General features: G+C 72.5%; 15 protein-coding genes. 8 read left to right on the top strand and 7 right to left on the bottom strand.

Annotation, left to right across the window (positions count from 1 at the left end):
• Window positions 1-8: 8 nt before the first annotated feature.
• Both BUB97_RS08510 and BUB97_RS08505 read right to left on the bottom strand, forming a co-directional pair.
• On the bottom strand, window positions 9-1316 hold the full coding sequence (locus BUB97_RS08510) for an MFS transporter (RefSeq protein WP_086062017.1): 1308 nt from the start codon (window positions 1314-1316) through the stop codon (window positions 9-11).
• A gap of 188 nt (window positions 1317-1504) precedes the next feature.
• Window positions 1505-2017 carry a YbaK/EbsC family protein gene (locus BUB97_RS08505; protein WP_073133604.1) on the bottom strand — a complete coding sequence of 171 codons (513 nt, stop codon included), beginning with the start codon at window positions 2015-2017 and terminating at the stop codon, window positions 1505-1507.
• A gap of 15 nt (window positions 2018-2032) precedes the next feature.
• On the opposite strand from BUB97_RS08505, the gene hemW reads away from it, so the two are divergent.
• Together hemW and BUB97_RS08495 are read left to right on the top strand one after the other, a co-directional pair.
• Window positions 2033-3265 (top strand): radical SAM family heme chaperone HemW, encoded by a 1233-nt coding sequence (hemW, locus tag BUB97_RS08500; RefSeq protein WP_245818239.1) that lies wholly within the window; start codon window positions 2033-2035, stop codon window positions 3263-3265.
• 136 nt (window positions 3266-3401) lie between these two features.
• Window positions 3402-5093: a methyl-accepting chemotaxis protein gene (locus tag BUB97_RS08495; protein WP_073133602.1), complete on the top strand. Its 1692-nt coding sequence runs from the start codon at window positions 3402-3404 to the stop codon at window positions 5091-5093.
• Window positions 5094-5137: 44 nt separating this feature from the next.
• Here BUB97_RS08495 and ydfG read toward each other — a convergent pair whose 3' ends face one another.
• On the bottom strand, window positions 5138-5893 hold the full coding sequence (gene ydfG / locus BUB97_RS08490; protein WP_073133600.1) for a bifunctional NADP-dependent 3-hydroxy acid dehydrogenase/3-hydroxypropionate dehydrogenase YdfG: 756 nt from the start codon (window positions 5891-5893) through the stop codon (window positions 5138-5140).
• Complete coding sequence (locus BUB97_RS08485) at window positions 5890-8229, bottom strand: xanthine dehydrogenase family protein molybdopterin-binding subunit (protein ID WP_086062015.1); 2340 nt, start codon at window positions 8227-8229, stop codon at window positions 5890-5892. The genes ydfG and BUB97_RS08485 overlap by 4 nt, the downstream gene beginning before the upstream one ends.
• 133 nt (window positions 8230-8362) lie before the next feature.
• Between BUB97_RS08485 and BUB97_RS08480 the strand changes: the two genes are divergently transcribed.
• The gene (locus BUB97_RS08480; protein ID WP_245818238.1) at window positions 8363-9427 is read left to right on the top strand and encodes an amino acid ABC transporter substrate-binding protein; all 1065 of its coding nucleotides are present in this window, start codon (window positions 8363-8365) and stop codon (window positions 9425-9427) included.
• Between the two features lie 6 nt (window positions 9428-9433).
• On the opposite strand, the gene BUB97_RS08475 is transcribed toward BUB97_RS08480, so the two are convergent.
• Both BUB97_RS08475 and rsmI read right to left on the bottom strand, forming a co-directional pair.
• A complete protein-coding gene (locus BUB97_RS08475) occupies window positions 9434-10591 on the bottom strand; it encodes a glycosyltransferase family protein (RefSeq protein ID WP_245818237.1) in 1158 nt (385 codons plus the stop codon).
• 71 nt (window positions 10592-10662) lie between these two features.
• Window positions 10663-11514: a 16S rRNA (cytidine(1402)-2'-O)-methyltransferase gene (rsmI, locus tag BUB97_RS08470; RefSeq protein WP_073133598.1), complete on the bottom strand. Its 852-nt coding sequence runs from the start codon at window positions 11512-11514 to the stop codon at window positions 10663-10665.
• A gap of 38 nt (window positions 11515-11552) precedes the next feature.
• On the opposite strand from rsmI, the gene BUB97_RS08465 reads away from it, so the two are divergent.
• The gene (locus tag BUB97_RS08465; protein ID WP_175562590.1) at window positions 11553-12791 is read left to right on the top strand and encodes a penicillin-binding protein activator; all 1239 of its coding nucleotides are present in this window, start codon (window positions 11553-11555) and stop codon (window positions 12789-12791) included.
• A 13-nt stretch (window positions 12792-12804) separates the two neighbouring features.
• On the top strand, window positions 12805-14181 hold the full coding sequence (locus tag BUB97_RS08460) for an ATP-binding protein (protein ID WP_073133596.1): 1377 nt from the start codon (window positions 12805-12807) through the stop codon (window positions 14179-14181).
• A 259-nt stretch (window positions 14182-14440) separates the two neighbouring features.
• Here the strand turns inward: BUB97_RS08460 and BUB97_RS08455 are convergent, their stop codons facing one another.
• Entirely contained in the window at window positions 14441-15157 is a 717-nt protein-coding gene (locus BUB97_RS08455; protein ID WP_073133594.1) for a response regulator transcription factor, read from the bottom strand.
• 287 nt (window positions 15158-15444) lie between these two features.
• On the opposite strand from BUB97_RS08455, the gene BUB97_RS08450 reads away from it, so the two are divergent.
• From BUB97_RS08450 to BUB97_RS08440, 3 genes are all read left to right on the top strand, one after another.
• Complete coding sequence (locus tag BUB97_RS08450; RefSeq protein WP_456306325.1) at window positions 15445-16629, top strand: GTP cyclohydrolase II; 1185 nt, start codon at window positions 15445-15447, stop codon at window positions 16627-16629.
• A 52-nt stretch (window positions 16630-16681) separates the two neighbouring features.
• Window positions 16682-17146, top strand: coding sequence for a hypothetical protein (locus tag BUB97_RS08445; protein ID WP_073133592.1), 465 nt, complete (start codon window positions 16682-16684; stop codon window positions 17144-17146).
• A 353-nt stretch (window positions 17147-17499) separates the two neighbouring features.
• A complete protein-coding gene (locus tag BUB97_RS08440; RefSeq protein WP_073133590.1) occupies window positions 17500-17988 on the top strand; it encodes a L,D-transpeptidase family protein in 489 nt (162 codons plus the stop codon).
• The last annotated feature ends 23 nt before the right edge of the window (window positions 17989-18011 follow it).

Below are 18011 nucleotides of genomic sequence, written 5' to 3'. Positions count from 1 at the left end.
CTCCTCGGCTAACCCGCGCCCCGGGCCCGCAGCCGCAGCAGGCTGACGACCGCACCGAGCGCGGCCATGCCGAAGCCGACCGTCAGGGCGAGCTTCGGCGCCATGATGGGCATGCCCGGCATCCAGCCCAGCACGAGCCCGACGAGCGCCGCGCCCGTGGTCTGCCCCAGCAGGCGCGCCGTGCTGAGCATGCCGCTCGCCCCGCCGGCACGGTCCGGCGGGGCGGCGCCGACCATGGTGCGGTTGTTCGGCGTCTGGAACAGGCCGAAGCCGAAGCCGCCCAGGGCCATGCGCCAGGCGATGTCCAGCACATCCGGGGTGGGCGGCAGGATGGCGAGCAGCCCCAGCCCCGCCGACATCATCACCAGCCCCACGCCCCCCAGCACGGCGGCGGGGATGCGCTCCATCAGCCGGCCCGAAAGGGGCGCCGCCGTCGCGGTGGCGAGGAACCAGGGCGTGGTGAGCAGCCCGGCCTGGAAGACCGAGAAGCCGTAGCCGCTCTGCAGCAGGAAGGGCAGGGAGGAGAAGGCGAGGCTCTGCGCCATGAAGGAGCAGAGCGAGGTGCAGACGGAGAGGGCGAAGATGGGGATCCGCAGCAGGTCCACCGGCAGCAGCGGCCGCGCCACCCCGGCCTGCCGGCGCACCAGCCAGGCCCCCGCCGCCAGCCCCGCCGCGATCTGCGGCAGCGCCGTCCAGGCCGCGCCCCCATGGGCGAGCGAGTCGAGGCCGAGGATGAGCATCCCGAAGGTGGTGGCCGAGAGCAGGGCGCTCACCACGTCGAAGCGGTGCCGGCCCCGCGGGCTCTCGGGCAGGCTCTTCCAGCCCATGGCAAAGGCCGCCACGCCGATCGGTACGTTCACCGCGAAGATCCAGGGCCAGTCCGCGACGCCGAGGATCAGCCCCGCCACGGTCGGCCCAGCCGCCGCGGCCGAGGAGACGACCATGGCATTCAGCCCCAGCCCGCGCGCCAGGCGGTTGCGCGGCTGGATGAAGCGGATCACGGCCGAGTTCACGCTCATCAGCCCCGCGGCGCCGAAGCCCTGGATGGCGCGGCCCAGTACGAGCCCGTCGAAGCTCGTCGCCATGGCGCAGCCGAGGGAGGCGATGGTGAAGAGCACGAGGCCGGAGAGATAGACGCGCCGGTAGCCGATGATCTCGCCCAGCGCGGCCAGCGGCAGCAGGGAGACGGTGACGGCGAGCTGATAGGCGTTGGTGGCCCAGATGGAGTTGGCCGGGGTGGTGTTCAGTGCCCGCGCGATGGTGGGCAGCGCCGCGCTGCCGATGGTGCTGTCGATCACCGCCATCATGATGCCCATGGCCACCGCCGCGGTGGCCCAGTGGCGGCGGGGGAGGGGGAGGCCATCCGCTTGCGGATCGGGTGGGTTGGACGAGGCGGACAGGGACGCGTGACTCCGGGAGGGCCGTTCTCGGGCGCCGGTCTTCCTGCGCCTGTTGTATCCGCTTGGCTACACCCTCCGTCGCCCCGGCGCGGGCTCGTGAAGCCTCAGCCGGGCGCCACCACGGCCCGCGTCCCGCCGCTCATCCGCAGCAGCGCCGCGGGGGTGGAGGCGAAGACATGGCGGGGGCTGCCGGCGGCGGCCCAGACGGTCTCATGCGCGAAGAGCGCCTCATCCACCAGCACCACGGGCGGGGTGGCATGGGCCAGGGGCGCGACGCCGCCGATGGCGAAGCCGGTCACCTGCCGCACCCAGGCGCCCTCCGCCCGGCCGATGGAAAGGCCGGTGAGCGCGGCCAGCCTGGCCGGGTCCACGGGGTGGGCGCCGCTGGCCACCACCAGGACCGGCCTCTCCGCCCCGTCGGGCCCGGTGCCCTTGAAGATCACGGATTTGGCGATCTGCGCCACGGAGCAGCCCACCGCCGCGGCCGCATCGGCCGCGCTGCGCGTGCCCTCCGGGAATTCGAGCACCTCGTCCGGATGCCCGGCTGCGCGCAGGGCCGCGCGCACGCGGGCCACCGAGCCGCCTTCCGCTTCGGCTTTTCCTTCGCCCCCTGCCATGACCATATCCCCCGCGTGACCGAGACCCTGAACCTGGCCCCGCCCGCCCGCCCGGCGGGCGCGCGGGCGGCGGAGCCGCTGGCCCTCTACATCCACTGGCCCTTCTGCGCCGCCAAGTGCCCCTATTGCGACTTCAACTCCCATGTCCGCCCGGGGGTGGACGCCGCGCGCCATGGCCGTGCCCTGCTGGCCGAGCTGGAGCATGAGGCGGCCCGCGCCATGGCTGGGGGGGCGGGCCGGCGGCGGCTGGCCTCCATCTTCTTCGGCGGCGGCACCCCCTCCCTCATGCCGCCCGAGGCCGTGGCCGCCCTCATCGCCCGCGCCCGGGCCCTGTTCGACGCCGAGCCGGAGCTGGAGATCACCCTGGAGGCCAACCCAACCAGCGTGGAGGCGGGGAAGCTGCGGGCATTCCGCGCGGCGGGGGTGAACCGCCTCTCCCTCGGCGTGCAGGCGCTGGATGCCGCTTCGCTGGGCTTCCTCGGCCGGAACCATTCGGCGGGCGAGGCGGTGGCGGCGCTGGAGCATGCCCGCGCCACCTTCCCCCGCCTGTCCTTCGACCTGATCTATGCCCGCCCCGGCCAGTCCGAGGCCGCCTGGCGGGAGGAGCTGCGCCGCGCCCTGTCGCTCGCCGCGGACCACCTCTCCCTCTACCAGCTGACGGTCGAGCCCGGCACGCGCTTCGCGACCGAGCACGCCCGCGGCGCCTTCCGCCTGCCCGAGGGCGAGGAGGCCGCCGCCCTCTATGCCGCGACGGCCGAGGAGGCGGCGCGCTTCGGCCTGCTGCCCTACGAGGTGAGCAACTACGCCAAGCCCGGCGCGGAGAGCCGCCACAACCTCGCCTACTGGCGCTATGCCGATTATCTCGGGATCGGCGCCGGGGCGCATCAACGCCTGACGGTGGATGGCCCGGGGGGGGAAGGGGTGCTGGCGGCGCGCCGCCACCGCGCACCCGAGATCTGGCTGGAACGCGTGGAGCGCGACGGCCATGCCCGGGTGGAGGAGGAGGCACTCACCCCCGTGGAGCGCGGGCGCGAGGCGATGCTGATGGGCTTGCGCCTCTCCGAAGGCATCGACCCCGCCCGCATCGCCCGGCGCAGCGGGCTGGACTTCGACGCGGTGGTCGATCGCGCGATGCTCGATGCGCTGATGGAGGAGGGCTATCTGCGCTGGCTGCCGGACGGGCGGCTGCAGGCGACCATGGAGGGCCGGCTTCGGCTGGATGCGATCCTGCCGGTGTTGCTGCGGTAGGACGGGCGCGCCTTCCGTCACAACTTTCCAGTGGGGGCCTCTGCCGAACGCTCTTTTAACCGGCATGTCGCAGTCTTGATGACCGACGCCTCGCCACGCCGCGCGTGACGGAGCGGGTGGCACTCAGGAGCGAGTCATGAAACGGTGGATCGAAGGACAGGGCATCGGCACGAAGGTCGCCATCGCGGGCCTGTTGATGATCGCGATCTCGGCGGGGATCATCGTCTACGCGCTGAACGCCATGAGCGACCTGACGGCGTTGAACAAGGACTTCACGCGGATCCGCACGCCACGCCTTACGAACGCCCTAGCCGTCAGCGCCTTCGTGAACCGCGCGGCCACGGAGGAGAAGAATGCCCTTCTTGAAACCACGCCGGAGGGGATCCAGCGCCGGATGCAGCTGTTCCGCGAGAGCATGTCGGAGAGCAGCAAGCGGATGGAGCAGGTCGTCAGCATCGCCACGCCGGGCCGCCGGCCGAGGATCGAGGAGGCGCAGCGCGAACTGGCGGCCTATGACGCCGCTGTCGCGCGGGTGATGTCCCTGGCCCAGGCTGGCCAGAGGGAGGAGGCGATCAGGGTCTCCATCACGGATGCGCGCCAGGCCCGTCTCAAGGTCATGGAGGGGATGGACTTCGTCGTCGAGGTCAATCAGCGGGATATTCGAACCCTGACGGAGGCCGCCGAGGAGAATGCCGCCCGTGCACAGACGCTGCTGATCGCCACCGCCGTCGGCGGGCTAGGCCTGGTCGCGCTCCTGCTGCTCTGGATCGTCCGCGCGCAGGTCAGCCGCCCGCTGCAGGGCATGACGGGCGCTATGGGGCGCCTGGCCGACGGCGACCTGGAGGTGGAAGTCATCGGCAAGGAGCGCGGCGACGAGATCGGCGCGCTCGCCCGCGCGCTGGACGTGTTCAAGAGCAACGCCATCGAGGCACGGCGGCTGGCGGAGGCCCAGGCTGAGGAGCAGGCGGCCAAGGCGCGGCGCGCCGAACGGCTGGGCGACCTGGTCCGGGGCTTCGAGGGCACCGTCCAGTCGCTGACCGGCCATCTCGCCTCCGCCTCCACGGAGCTGGAGGCGACGGCGCAATCCATGTCCCAGCTCGCCAGGCAGACCGATGCGCAGGCCGGCACCGTCTCCAACGCCGCCACCTCCACCAGCAGCGGCGTGCAGACCGTGGCCACCGCGACGGAGGAGCTCTCGGCCTCCATCGGCGAGATCAGCCGCCAGGTCGCCCAGGCGACCGAGGTGACGAACCGCGCCGTGCAGAACGCCCGCACCACCGACACCACGGTGCGTGGCCTGGCCTCCTCCGCCGCCAAGATCGGGGAGGTGGTGAACCTCATCACCAGCATCGCCGGCCAGACCAATCTGCTGGCGCTGAACGCGACGATCGAGGCTGCCCGCGCCGGCGATGCCGGCAAGGGCTTCGCCGTGGTCGCCAGCGAGGTGAAGAGCCTGGCCCAGGCAACCAGCAAGGCGACGGAGGAGATCAGCGCGCAGATCAGCGGCATCCAGTCCTCCACGGCCGAGACGGTGCAGGCGATCCAGGCGATCACCGCCATCATCGAGGATGTGAGCGCCATCACCGTCAGCATCGCCGCCGCGGTGGAGGAGCAGAGCGCAGCCACCGGCGAGATTGCCCGCGCGGTGCAATCCACCGCCCAGGCGACGGAGGAGGTGACGCGCAACATCAGCGATGTCCGCCGCAATGCGGGGGAGACCGGCGCGGCCTCCGCCCAGGTGCTGGCGGCGGCGGCGGAACTGTCCCAAAGTTCGGAGAAGCTATCGGCCGAAGTTGGCCAGTTTCTCTCCGAGGTGCGGGCCGCCTGAGGCGGCAAGGGGGCCGGCCCGGAAGGGCCGGCCCGCCGGGCGGATCAGCGCCCGGGCTTATGGACGCGCAGCGGCCCGAAGCTCTGCGCCACCGGCATCACCTGCAGTGTGTTGACGTTCACCCGGGCCGGCCGCGAGGCAACCCAGTGCACGGCATCCGCAATGTCCTCCGGCGTCAGGGCCTCGGCGCCGTCATAGACCGAGGCGGCTTTCGCATCGTCGCCGTGGAAGCGCACCTTGCTGAACTCCGTGCCGCCCACCAGGCCGGGCTCGATATCGGTCACCCGCACCGGCGTGCCGTAGAGGTCGGCGCGCAGGTTGAGGCTGAAATGGCGGACGAAGGCCTTGGTGGCGCCATAGACATTGCCGCCGGGATAGGGCCACTCGCCCGCGGTGGAGCCGATATTCACCACATGGCCGCGCCCGCGCGCGATCATCCCTGGCAGCACCGCGCGGGTCAGGTAGATCAACCCCTTCACATTGGTGTCCACCATCGCGTCCCAGTCATCGAGGCTCGCCTCCTGCGCGGGCGAGAGGCCGAGGGCGAGGCCGGCATTGTTCACCAGCACATCCACCCCGGCCCATTCCGCCGGCAGTCCCTCCACCGCGCGGGCCACGGCTTCGCGGTCGCGCACGTCCAGCACCACAGGCAGCACCTTGTCGGTGCCCAGTTCGGCCCGCAGTGCCTCGAGCCGCTCCGCGCGGCGCCCGGCTGCGATGATGCGCGCGCCGTCCTGCGCGAAGCGGCGCGCGATGGCCGCGCCGAAGCCCGCCGTCGCGCCGGTGACGAGGACGATCATGCCGAAACCCCTTCGTTCAGGATGGACCAGAGCCGCTGCGGGGTCGCGGGCATGTCCACATGCCGCACGCCGCGCTCGGCCAGCGCATCCACCACCGCGTTCATCACCGCCGGCAGCGCGCCCGCGCAGCCCGCCTCGCCACAGCCCTTGGCGCCGATCGCATTGGTGCGGGCTGGCACGGGGTGGCTGTTGAAGCCGAGGAAGGGCGCGTGCTCCGCGCGCGGCAGGCCGTAATCCATGTAGGAGCCGCTGAGGAGCTGCCCGTCCTCGCTATAGGCCGTCTGCTCCGTCAGCGCCTGGCCAATGCCCTGCACGATGCCGCCATGGGCCTGCCCGGCCACCAGCATCGGGTTCACCAGCACGCCGAAATCGTTCACCGTGACGTAGCGGACCACCTGCGCCTCGGCCGTCTCCTCGTCGATCTCCACCTCGGCGATGTGGCAGCCATTGGGGAAAGCGGAATCCTCGTACTGGTCGGTGGTGGAGACATCGAGGGAGCGGAGATCCTCGGGCAGGCCCGGCATGGCGCGCGCCTGCGCCGCCAGCTCCAGGATGCCGATGCCGCGATCCGTGCCCGCGATGACGAAGCGGCCATCCGAGAATTCGATATCCTCCGCGGCCGCCTCCAGCGCCTGGCCCGCGATCCTGCGCCCCTTCTCGATCACCATCGCGCTCGCCGTGGAGAGGGCGGTGCCGCTCGCCATCAGGGAGCGCGAGCCGCCCGTGCCGCCGCCCGCGATCAGCAGGTCGCTGTCGCCCTGCTGCAGGCGGATCCGCTCGAAGGGAATGCCGAGCCGGTCCACCAGAACCTGCGCGAAAGGCGAGGCATGGCCCTGCCCGTAGTCCAGCGTGCCCGTGAGGATGGTCACGCCGCCATCCTCGTCGAAGCGGATGCCGCCCATCTCCTTCGAGGGCGGCGCCGTCACCTCGAGGTAGTGGCCGATGCCGATGCCGCGCAGCTTGCCCTGCTTGCGGGCCTCGGCACGCCGGGCCGGGAAGCCGTCCCAATCCGCCGCCGCCAGCGCCTCCTCCAGGATCGCGGGGAAGTCGCCGCTGTCGTAATGCATGCCGGACGGCGCATCATAGGGGATCTGGTCCGGCCGGATGTGGTTGCGCCGGCGCAGCTCCACGCGGTCGATCCCCATCTCCCGCGCGGCCGTGTCCACCAGCCGCTCCATGTAGTAGTTGCCCTCGGGCCGCCCCGCGCCACGATACGCGCCCACGGGCGTCGTGTTGGTGAAGACGCAGCGCGTGGAGACCTCCAGCAGCGGCGTGCGGTACACGCCGATCACGTTCTTCACCGTGTTGCCGGTGGAGGGCAGCGTCGTGGCGTTGCTCATATAGGCGCCGAGATTGCCGAAGCCCGTGAGGCGCAGCGCGAGGAAATGCCCCTCCGCGTCCAGGGCCAGCTCCGCCTCGAAGTCATGGTCCCGCCCGTGGCTGTCCGAAAGGAAGCTCTCCGAGCGGGTATCCGTCCATTTCACCGGCCGGCCCAGCCGCTTCGCGGCCAGCAGCAGCGCCGGGTATTCGGGATAGACGCTGGACTTCATGCCGAAGGAGCCGCCGACATTGCCGGTCAGCACGCGCAGGTCCTTCGGCTCCACCCCCATCACCTTGGCGATGTTGCCGCGCATGCCGAACACGCCCTGGCTGCCCATGCGCAGCACGTAGCGGCCCTCCTCAAAGGTCGCGAGGGCGGAGCGCGGCTCCATCGGCGAGACGACGACGCGGCTGTTGCGGATGGCGAGCTTCGTGACATGCGCCGCGCCGGCGAAGGCCGCCGCGACCGCCTCCGCGTCGCCATAGTGGAAGTCCACCACCTCGTTGCCGGGGATGTCGTCGTAGAGGAGCGGCGCCCCGGGGGCGACGGCGTCCCGTGCCTCGGTCACGGCAGGCAGGGGGTCGATGTCGAGCGCGACCATCTCCGCCGCGTCGCGCGCCTGCTTGGCGGTCTCGGCCACCACCATGGCCACGGGGTCGCCGACGAAGCGCACCTTGTCCGTGGTCAGGACGGGCTGGATCGGGGTGCGGGCCGGGCTGCCGTCGCGGTTCTTCTGCCCCACCGTCACCGGCATGGGGCCGATCCCGGCCGCGGTCAGCTCATGCCCGGTGAGGATGACCAGCACGCCCGGCATGGCGGCCGCCTCGGCCGTCTCGATCCCGCGGATGATCCCATGCGCGTAGGGGCTGCGGACCATCACCGCATGGGCCTGGCCGGGCAGGGAGAGGTCGTCGCTGTATCGCCCTTCGCCCCGCAGCAGCACCGGGTCCTCCTTGCGGGAGACCGGCTGGCCAATGCCGAATTTCAGCCGCGAGGGATCGGTCGGAGCGTTCATGCGGGCACCTGTTCAGCCTGTCAGCCTGGTTGTCCAGCCTGACGCGCAAGTTGGGCGGAGATGCTGCGCCGCGGAAGCCCCCCGCTTGGCGCCCCGCCGTGCCGGTGCTTCGATTGGCCCTGGAATCGCGCCCATGGGCCATGCGACGGGGATCACGATGAAGCGCGCAGCGACCAGGGCCCTCGCGGCCGGCCTCACCCTGGCGGCCATCGCCCTCGGCGCGGCCGGGCAGGCCTCGTCGGCGACGCTCGACACGGTCCGGGCCCGTGGCCGCATCCTCTGCGGCGTGGGGGAGAGCTTTCCCGGCTTCTTCGCCGCCGACAGCAATGGCCGCTGGCAGGGGCTGGACGTGGACTTCTGCCGCGCCCTGGCCGCCGCCGTCCTGGGCGATGCGGAAAAGGTGACCTTCGCCCCCGCCACCCCCGTCGCCCGCTTCCCCCAGCTCCAGTCGGGGGAGGTGGACCTGCTCTCCCGCTCCGTCACCTGGACGCTCTCGCGCGATGCGGCGCTGGGCCTGCATTTCGTGGGCGTCACCTTCCATGACGGCCAGGGCTTCATGGTGAGGAAGGCCCTCGGCGTCGCCCATGTCTCCGAGCTGCGGGATGCGACGATCTGCACCCAGTCCGGCACCACCACGGAGCGCAACCTGGCGGACTGGTTCCGCGCCCGCGGCATCGGCTTCAGCCCCGTGGTGTTCGAGACGGCGCCCCAGGCCGTGGCTGCCTATGAGTCCGGCCGCTGCGACGCCTACACCACCGACCGCTCCACCCTGCAGGCCCGGTTGGGCGCCATGCAGGACCCCGCGGCGCATGTGATCCTCCCCGAGACCATCACCAGCGCCCTGAACGGCCCGGTGGTGCGGCAGGGCGACGGCCAATGGGCCAATATCGTGCGCTGGACTCTGAACGCGCTCATCGGGGCCGAGGCGCGCGGCATCACCTCGGCGAATGCCGAGCAGCTCCGTGCCACTTCCACCCATCCCGAGACGCGCCGGATGCTCGGCGCGGAAGGCGGGCTGGGGCGTATGCTCGGCCTGTCCGATTCCTGGGCCTATGAGGCCATTCGCCAGGTGGGGAACTACGCCGAGATCTACGAGCGCAACCTCGGCCCCGGCGCCCGCGTGCAGATCCCGCGCGCGGGCGGGCCGAACCGCCTTGCGGTGGATGGCGGGCTGCTCGTCGCGCCCGCCTTCGAGTAGCGCGGCTCAGCCGTTCCGCGGCAGCGGGTTGCGGCCGCGGAACTCCCGGCTCGTCAGCAGGATCTCCCGCACCTGCCGCACGGAATGGCGTCCGGCGAGGGACTCCACGGCCTCGTCCTCGGGCACCCGGTCCAGCAGGTAGCGGTAGAGGGCGACCACGTCCTCCCGCGTCGCCGGCCGGTCGCGTTCCAGCCGGGTGCGGAACTGGTCCTCCAGCAGCTTGGCCAGCCGCACCTCGCGGTACTTCTCGTGGCGCTTGCGCGGGTCGGCGATGATGCCGTTGACCTGGGTGTCCACGCCGGCGGCCAGGTGGTGCTGCGGCCCCTCCACCCAGTTCATCCGGTCATAGCCCATCTCCCGGAACTTATCGTCGCGGAAGGAGGCGCCCTGGGCCCCGATGTAGCGGGCGAAGCAGACATCGGTCATCACGCGGGCGATGCCCAGCGCGTTGCAGCCCAGCGTCTTCGCCGCATCCTGGGAGGAGAAGCCACCCGCCACCTCCAGGCCCTCCATCCAGCGGAAGATCGCGAGATGGTCGCGGTAGGCGTAGTCCGATCCCTCCAGGATCCGGTCATAGGGCGCCAGCCACTCCTTCAGCCGCCGCCAGGGTTCGCGCCGCAGGCCGAAGGCCCAATGATGCTGCAGCATGGTCAGCCAGGCCTCCGGGCCCGGCGGCTGCGCCTGGTGGTCCCCATAGGCGGCGAAGTAGCCCACGCGCGGGTCGCGGTCGGAAAGGGCGCGCAGCTCTCCCATGATGCGCAGGTATTCGGGGCCGAGCTCCAGGTCGTCCTCGAAGAAATAGGCGCAGTCGGCATCCAGTGCCTCGAAGGCCAGCACCTCGCCGCGGCGAATATTGGCCGCGATGCCGATATTGCTACGCGCCGCGGCCACCTGCCCGCGCGGGAAGTGCTTTCGGAAGGCGGCTATGGAGGCTTCCACCTCCGCATCCTCGGCATAGCGCAGCCCGCTGCGGGCGGAGACGGCGCCATCCTGCAACAGGAAGACCCGCCGCGGATCGAGGCTGACGCCGCGCTGGTTCAGCAGGGAGGCGCAGACGCGCTCGAGGTAGTCGGGCCGGTTGAAGGCGAAGAGGATGACGGGAATGTCCAGCACGGCGGGCGCCGGCTCGGTGTGCAGCGCCGGGGATGCCAACTCGTCGCTCAATGCGGCCTCTCTCGAAATCCGCCGCCCTGGCTAGGGCGTGGCGGGGGGGAAGGCAACAGAGGGCGGTCCCTTCACCCCTCCTCGCGCCCCATTTCCAGCGCCCGCGCATAAACCTGCCGGCGCGGCAGGCCGGTGGAGGCGGCGACCATGGCGGCGGCATCGCGCAGGGACTGACCGGCGGCCAGGGCGTCCCGCAGGCGGCGGTCCACTTCCTCGGCCCCGCTGGGCGCATCGGCCTCGGCGGGCCCCACCACCACCACGATCTCCCCGCGCGCGGCATGGCTGGCGTAATGCGCGGCCAGCGCCGGCAGCGAATCGCGCCGCACCTCTTCGAAGCGCTTCGTCAGTTCCCGCGCCACGGCGGCGGGGCGCCCTCCGAAGCCCTCGGCCAGGGCCGCAAGGCATTCGGCGAGCCTGTGCGGCGCCTCGAAGAAGACCAGCGTGGCCGAAAGCCCGGCCCCCTCCGCCGCCCGCAGCCGCGCGATGGCCTCGCGCCGCGCCCCCTCCTTCGGAGGCAGGAAGCCCATGAAGAGGAAGGGCAGGGGCGGCAGGCCGGAGAGGGTGAGGGCCATCACCGCCGCATTCGGCCCGGGCACGGCGGAAACGAACAGTCCCGCCTCCATCGCTGCCCGGGCCAAGCGGAACCCGGGGTCGCTGACCAGCGGCGTGCCAGCGTCGGAAACCAGGGCGAGCCTTGCCCCGCCGCGCAGCCGCTCCAGCAGGCGCGGCACCTCGCCGGCCTCGTTGTGGTCGTGCAGGGCGTGCAGCGGGGCGGCGATTCCGTGGCGCGCCAGCAGCGGCGCCGTCACCCGCGTGTCTTCGCAAAGGATGAGGTCCGCGCCCCGCAAGGTCACGACCGCGCGGGGTGAGAGGTCCCCCAGGTTGCCGATGGGGGTGGCGACCAGCCATAAACCCGGGGCCATTCCGGCGGATGATCCGCCGCTACCAGAAGGGGCCTCGCGTGGATCCTCGTCCTGTCCGGGCCCCGGCCCCAACCGCTCCTCGCCCTGCACGGCACGCCTCCCGCTTCGGCGCCGCCCTGGCGCTGGCGGCGCTTGTGGGCCTCGCGGCCTGCGCGCCGCAAGCCCCGCAGGGGGGCTATGGCCGCCCTGCCGCGCCCCTTTTCGGCGGCGCCGGAGGCCTGGGGGCGCCGCAGCCGCCCGCCGGCCCCACCAACACCAAGGTGGCCATTCTCCTGCCGATGAGCGGCCCGCAGGGCGCACTCGGCCCGGCCATGCTGAACGCCGCCACCCTCGCCCTGTTCGATTCCGGCGCGCGCGGGGTGGAGCTGGTGCCGCGCGACACGACCGGCTCGCCCGGCGGTGCCTCGGAGGCGGTGCGCTCCGCGCTGTCGGACGGCGCCCGGGTGGTGGTCGGCCCGCTCACCGGGCCGGAGACCGCCGCCGCGGCGGGCCAGGCCCGCGCCGCCGGCGTGCCGGTGCTCGCCTTCACCAATGACGTGGACCAGGGCGGCAGCGGCGTCTGGGTGACCGGCGTCACCCCCTCGCAGCAGGTGCGGCGCCTGGTTGCCGCGGCGCAATCGGCCGGCATCCGCCGCATCGGGCTCGCCGGGCCGGACGGCGCCTTCACCAGCCGCCTCGCCTCCGCGCTGCGGAATGCCTCCCGCGAGGCCGGGCTCTCCGCGCCCGCGATCGTTACCTATCCCTCCGGCGCCTCCCGGCCCCAGGCGGCCGGGCAGATCGCCGCCCAGGCCGGTTCCGAGCCGATCGGCCTCCTCATCCTCGCCGAGGGCGGCCCGCAGGCGCGGGAGATGGCCTCGGCGCTGGCCGGCGCCGGCCTGGCCAGCCCGCCCCTGCGCGTGGCCGGGACGGTGCTCTGGGCCGGGGACGCCTCGCTGGCGAACGAACCCGCCCTGGCCGGCGCCTGGGTGCCCGGCCCCGACCCCGCGGCCCGGAACGGCTTCGAGACGCGCTACGCGGCTGCCTTCGGGGAGCGTCCGCCGCGCCTCGCCGCCACCGCCTATGACGCCACCTCGGCCGCGGTGCGCAGCGTGCGCGGCGGCGACCCGATGGCCCCGGCCGCCCTGCCGCTGGGCGAGCCGCTGCAAGGCGCGGACGGCGCCTTCCGCCTGCTGCCCAACGGGCAGGTGCAGCGCGCCCTGGCCGTCTATGCCCTGACTCCGGGCGCCGAGCCGCAGGTGGTGGAGCCAGCCCTGCTGCCGGGCGCCGCCGGTTCCTGACCCGGCGGCCAAGTTGAGCCCCACCTGGCCGGCCCTGCTGCGCGTCGCGGGGCTGATCGGCGGCGTTCCCGCCGCCGCCCTGCTGCTGCTTCTCGCCGCCGGCGCCGACCCGGCGGCGGTGGGCGTGGGCCTGCTCGCCACGGCTCTTGCCGCGCTGATCCTCGCCCGTGCCTGGCTGGGCACCCTGGCGGGGCTGGAGGCCGATCTCCGCGCCGCTGCGGAGGGGCGGGTCGTCCCGCCGCATGAGCCCCTGCTGCCGGCGGCGGCCCGGGTGGCCGAATCGGCAGCCCGCCTGACCCGCAGCCTGGCAGCGCGCGAGGCGGAGCTGAGCCGGTTGCGGCGCGCGGATGCCGCCATCGTCGAGGCGCTGCCCGACCCCCTCCTCGTCCTGGCGGAGGATGGCCGGGTGCTGCGCGCCAATGCCGCCGCCCGCCGCTTCTTCGGCACCAGCCCGGGCGAGGGGCCGGAGGGGCGCACGGCCGATACCGCCGCCTTCCTGCGCCACCCCCGGATCGCCGGCGCGGTGGACCGCGCCCTGGCGCAGGGCACGCCGCAATCGGCCGAGGCGGTGCTGCCCGTGCCGGTGGCGCGCGACCTTTCCACCCAGGTCATCCCGCTCGACCCTCCGCTGGCCGATGGCGGCCGCCTGCTGGTGGTGCTGGCCGACCGCACCCAGGCCCGCGCGGCGGAACGGATGCGGGCCGACTTCGTGGCCAATGCCAGCCATGAGCTGCGCACCCCGCTGGCCTCCATCATCGGCTTCGTGGAGACGCTGCGCGGCCCGGCCGCCGGGGATGTGGAGGCGAGCACCCGCTTCCTCGCCATCATCGCCGACCAGGCGGACCGGATGCGAAGGCTGATCGAGGACCTGCTCGGCCTCTCCCGGATCGAGATGACGGAGCACCAGGCACCGCAGGGCGAGGCGCGGCTGGACGCGCTGGCGCGGGACGAGGCCGCCGCCATGGCGCCCATCCTGGCCACCCGGAACGTGACCCTGCAGATGGACCTGGCCCCCGCGACGGCGGTGCCCGCTGACCCCGGCCAGCTCGCCCAGGTGCTGCGGAACCTGCTGGAGAATGCGGTGCGCCACGGGCGGGAGGGCGGCACGGTGCAGCTCTCGGTCCGCACCCTGGCAGCGCCGGAGGGCGGGCTCGCCCCCGGCGTGCTGCTGCGCGTGGCCGATGATGGGCCGGGCATCGCCCGCGAGCACATCCCGCGCCTGACCGAGCGCTTCTACCGGGTGGATGCGGGCCGGGCGCGGAATGCCGGCGGCACGGGGCTGGGCCTGGCCATCGTGAAGCACATTGTCGGCCACCATCGCGGGCAGCTGCTGATCGACAGCACGGTCGGGCAGGGCACCGTCATGCGCGTCTGGCTGCCCGGGCGGTAGCACGGGCCCGGCACGCCGGCCGCAACCCGGGGCCGAGCGCCCCCGTTCTCACGCCGATCGACAGGAGCCCCCCACCATGGTCCGACCCATCCTCATCCCCGCCCTCCGCGCCAGCGGCGCCCTGCCCATGGCTCCGGCCAAGCCGGCCACATCGCGCTGAGCCGGGGCCCTCAGCCGGGGCGCTGAACTGGGCTGCAGAGACGAAGAAGGCCGGGGAGAGGTTCTCCCCGGCCTTCTTTCTTGATCCTGCGGATCGGTCTCAGGCGGCCGCGCGGCCGGCCTGCGGGTCGAGTCGGTAGCCACCGCCCTCCGTCAGCAACAGGGAGGCGGTCGCCGGATCCGGCTCAATCTTCTGGCGCAGCCGATAGATATGCGTCTCCAGCGTGTGCGTGGTGACGGCGGCGTTGTAGCCCCACACCTCGTTCAGCAGGATCTGCCGCCCCACCGGCCGGCCGCCGGCGCGGTAGAGGAACTTCAGGATCGCGCATTCCTTCTCGGTCAGCCGGATCCGGCGGTTGCGCGCCGGGTCCTGGAGCATCTTGGCCGAGGGCCGGAAGGTGTAGGGCCCGATCACGAAGACCGCGTCCTCGGAATTGTCGAAGCCGCGAAGCTGTGCGCGAAGCCGCGCAAGCAGTTCCATGATGCGGAACGGCTTGGCGATGTAGTCGTTCGCGCCGGAGTCGAGGCCGCGCACCACGTCCTGCTCGGCATCCGCGCCGGTCAGCATGATGATCGGCACCTTGACGCCCTGCCGCCGCAACTCGGCGCAGAGGTCACGGCCATCGCCATCCGGCAGGCCGATATCGAGCAGCACGGCGTCGAAACGCGCGCTGTCCTCCATCAGGATCTTGCCCGCCTCGGCCATCGTGCCAGCCTCGCGCGGGGCAAACTCCCCCTCTACGGCGAGCTGCTCCGACAGGGTGGCGCGCAGCGCCGGGTCGTCGTCCACGATCAGGATCGGACGGGGGTCCGACATGCACCCTCCCGTTTGAAGGCCTGTCACGGGATCGCCCGCCGAAGCGGGAATCCCGGAGCTGTGAGTTTGCGGATATGGGGCAAATCAGGCCGTAGCGGCAAGGCTTCGGCTCTCCTTTTCGTGCGGAACCCCTGATCGGAGCCGCAACTGCCCCCTTTCCGCCACGGCAGGCATCCCATATTGGCCGCGCATCCAATCGCCGCTCTGGTCCGTAGAGGGGTAGGCTCGGGTGCCGGACCGGCCACAGACCCGGGCCGAACGCCGCGACGGGGGGAAGAGTGGACGGTATGGCCGAAGCTTCGATCAGCACCCAGCCGGCGGGCCCCACAGGGCTTGCCCGACTCGGCCGGGCGGTGGATCCGCGCATCGCCGGGATGCGGGCGGTGCACCGGGCTGTTTCCGAGCTGCGCCGGGGGACGCCGGTGCTGCTGGAGGGCGGCGGCGAGTCGCTGATCCTGGCCGCTGCCGAAACGGTCGGCGCCCGCGGCCTGGCCGAGCTGGCCGAGGCCGCTTTGGCCGCCCCGGTGCTGCTGCTTTCCGCCCCGCGCGCCGCCGCCGTGCTCTCCCGCCCGGTTTCCGCCCCGCCAGCGCCGGAGGAGGTGCCGGTGGCGCTGCGCCTCTCCCCCGCCCTGCTCGCCCCGGAGCAGCTTCGCCGCCTGGCCGACCCCGTGGCGGAGCAGTTGCTGCCCGAGGCACCGCAGATCGTGCCCGCGCCGGGCTTCGCCCAGGCCCTGCCGCCTGCCGCCATCACCCTGGCCAAGATCGGGCGGCTGCTGCCGGCTCTCGTCGCCGCCCCGGCTTCTGCCGCCACCACCGCCCGGCTGGGCCTGCTCCCGGTCACGGTCGCGGATGTGCTGGCCTACCCCGTATCCGCCGCGGCCAGCCTCGTGCGCGTGGCCGAGGCCCGCGTGCCGCTGGAGGACGCGCCGGAGGCCCGGATCGCCGCCTTCCGCGCCGCCGATGGCGGGATCGAGCACCTCGCCATCCTGGTCGGCCAGCCGGAGACGGCCGAGGCGCCGCTCTGCCGCATCCATTCCGAATGCTTTACCGGCGACCTGCTGGGCAGCCTGCGCTGCGACTGCGGCCCCCAGCTGCGCGGCGCCATCGCCCGCATGGCGGCCGAGCCGGGCGGCGGCGTCCTGCTCTACCTGGCCCAGGAAGGGCGGGGGATCGGCCTCGTGAACAAGCTGCGCGCCTATACGCTGCAGGATTCCGGGCTCGACACGCTCGATGCTAACCGCGCTCTCGGCTACGGCGCCGACGAGCGCGACTTCCGGGTCGCGGCCACGATGCTGGAGGCGCTTGGAATCCACGGGGTGCGGCTGCTGACCAACAACCCAGACAAGCTGGCCGGCCTGGCCGCCTGCGGAATCCGTGTCGAAGGCCGTGTCTCGCACCTCTTCGCCGCCAATGGAGTGAACGACGCCTATCTGGAGACGAAGAAGTCGCGATTCGGCCATCTCATGGGTTAAGCGGCACGCCGCTTGCGCCAGGCCAGCCGTACAGACGGCTGGAGTGGCACCCGTGAACCCCATCGTCCCGAACACCGCCTCCCCCGAGGGCTGGGGCATGTTCGCCGGCCGCGTCTACGGCGGCACGCGCCCCGCGCCCGATGGCGGCCCGCCGCTCTCCAGCGACGAGGCGGTGCCGATGCCGGTCGAGACCACCTTCGACGAGCTTCTGGAATCGCTGAACCCGCTGCAGCACATGCCGGGGGTCGGCACGATCTACCGGGAGGCGACCGGCCGTGCCGCCCCCATCGCCGCCCGCATCCTGGTCAGCACCGCCATCAGCGGCCCCGTCGGCTTCCTCGGCAGCGTCGCCTCGGCCATGCTGGAGGTGACGGGCTTCGTCGGCACGCTCCAGGCCATTGCCAACGGCCGGGACCAGCCCACCGCCTTCCTCGCCTGGGGACAAACAGCAGACCCCGCCACCATCGCCCGCGCCCGCACCGCCTATCAGGAACAGATGCAGGCGAATTGCGCCTGAAGGGGATTGTCTTGCCTCGAGACGAGGGCTCTGCCCTCGACCCGCCAAGGGCCTGAGGCCCTTGGAACCCCGTCTGACTGCCGTGGATACCCCGGATCGAAGGGGTCTCTGGTTGCAGGGTGTCCATTCTGCGTTTGCACTCGCCTGAGGTCATCGGCCTCAGGCGCACCGCCAGACCCGTGATTCCAAACTCGAAGAAAAAGATGATGGGTCGAAGGCACTGCCTTCGACGGGACCGGGGAGAGGAAGAATTCCTTCTTCCTCTCCCCGGGACAGACCATCAGCCCAGGAACCAGCCCCGCCTTCATCGCAGGGCTTGCCCGCGGCACCTTCCCGGGCTCAGGAAGGCGGCCATGACCATTGCCCGCCTCGAAGGCCAGCATCTCGTCCTGCTGTGCGACCGCTTCCGCTGCGCGATCGGCCGTGGCGGCATTCGCGGGGAGAAGCAGGAGGGTGATGGCGCCACCCCACGCGCGCTGATGCCGTTGCGCCGCGTGCTCTATCGCGCGGATCGGGGCCGGGCGCCGGTTTGCGCCGTGCCGGTGGAGCCGATCGGCCCTTCGGACGGCTGGTGCGACGATCCGGCTGACCCCGCCTATAACCGCCCGGTCACGCTTCCCTATGCCGGCCGGCACGAGGTGATGTGGCGGGAGGACGGCCTCTACGACATCGTCGGGGTGCTGGGCTGGAACGACGGCCCGGTGGTGCGGGGCCGCGGCAGCGCCATTTTCCTGCATGTGGCGCGGCCCGATTACGCGCCGACCGAGGGCTGCATCGCCCTGTCTCCGCCGGACCTGCGGGCCGCCCTGGCGGCGGGGTTGAGCGCGATCGAGGTGCTCTGAGGCGCAGCCTGAGCGTTTTGCTG

It is taken from the genome of Muricoccus roseus (assembly GCF_900141905.1).
GTDB classification, from domain to species: domain Bacteria; phylum Pseudomonadota; class Alphaproteobacteria; order Acetobacterales; family Acetobacteraceae; genus Roseomonas; species Roseomonas rosea.
Note: the sequence above shows the minus strand (reverse complement) of the source record. Positions and strands in the feature narration are given on the sequence as shown.

What these genes read in the sequence shown, in the direction of transcription:
- rsmI (WP_073133598.1), bottom strand. Translation starts at nt 11,514, where the DNA reads ATGGCCCCGGGTTTATGGCTGGTCGCCACCCCCATCGGCAACCTGGGG.
- BUB97_RS08495 (WP_073133602.1), top strand. Translation starts at nt 3,402, where the DNA reads ATGAAACGGTGGATCGAAGGACAGGGCATCGGCACGAAGGTCGCCATC.
- BUB97_RS08450 (WP_456306325.1), top strand. Translation starts at nt 15,445, where the DNA reads ATGGCCGAAGCTTCGATCAGCACCCAGCCGGCGGGCCCCACAGGGCTT.
- BUB97_RS08485 (WP_086062015.1), bottom strand. Translation starts at nt 8,229, where the DNA reads ATGAACGCTCCGACCGATCCCTCGCGGCTGAAATTCGGCATTGGCCAG.
- ydfG (WP_073133600.1), bottom strand. Translation starts at nt 5,893, where the DNA reads ATGATCGTCCTCGTCACCGGCGCGACGGCGGGCTTCGGCGCGGCCATC.
- BUB97_RS08510 (WP_086062017.1), bottom strand. Translation starts at nt 1,316, where the DNA reads ATGGGCATCATGATGGCGGTGATCGACAGCACCATCGGCAGCGCGGCG.
- BUB97_RS08440 (WP_073133590.1), top strand. Translation starts at nt 17,500, where the DNA reads ATGACCATTGCCCGCCTCGAAGGCCAGCATCTCGTCCTGCTGTGCGAC.
- BUB97_RS08455 (WP_073133594.1), bottom strand. Translation starts at nt 15,157, where the DNA reads ATGTCGGACCCCCGTCCGATCCTGATCGTGGACGACGACCCGGCGCTG.
- BUB97_RS08505 (WP_073133604.1), bottom strand. Translation starts at nt 2,017, where the DNA reads ATGGCAGGGGGCGAAGGAAAAGCCGAAGCGGAAGGCGGCTCGGTGGCC.
- BUB97_RS08480 (WP_245818238.1), top strand. Translation starts at nt 8,363, where the DNA reads ATGGGCCATGCGACGGGGATCACGATGAAGCGCGCAGCGACCAGGGCC.